The following is a 580-nucleotide window of genomic DNA, read 5'->3' as shown; positions in this document are numbered from 1 at the left end:
CGCTGGTGACTGCTCGATCGGGTCCCCGGGCATGCCGTCACCCCAGAGCGCCAATACGAGCGCGCTGCACAGAAGGATCGCCAGGACCGCGAGAGCGGGGAATTTGAGAAGTCGTGTCACTGTCGCTCGCCTTGGCCCCATCCTTGTCTGGCGCGAGTGTAGGCCCAGGGGATAACGCGAGTGACCGGTTGTCACAAAGATGTCATAGTTGTGGCGGACTCGAAAAACAACAAGAAGCTTGGCGGCACCACCGCGAAGTGGAAACGCCATGGCCACGACATTGGCACGACCTCGTGCCGCCTTCTCAGGTCGACACCCTTGGATGACCGGCTGGGCGCTGACCGCGCCCTTCGCGCTCTGGCTGGTTCTGGACAAGTCGGCCAAGCTGGCAGTCACCGCCATGGATCCTTCGATGTTGGGTATGCCGCGCGACATGGGAACGATCGATTTCCTGAATTGGATCGGGCATTACGCCTGGCTGCGCTTCATCGGCGCGGCGGTCCTTGCATTCATCATCCAGCGCATTGCCTTCCCGCGACGCCTTGCGACGGTGCCGATCCTGCTGGCCCTGGTGTGGACG

1 protein-coding gene is annotated in these 580 nt (G+C 62.4%); it reads left to right on the top strand.

From position 1 onward, the window contains the following. Positions 1-322: 322 nt before the first annotated feature. Positions 323-580 (top strand): hypothetical protein (locus AC1DTN_RS38585; RefSeq protein WP_477925479.1); only part of this gene is annotated, 258 nt, incomplete at its 3' end.

Source organism: Rhizobium sp. 01T444, assembly GCF_056398305.1.
The sequence above is the reverse complement of the archived record's forward strand: the minus strand, read 5'-3'. Positions and strand labels throughout refer to the sequence as shown.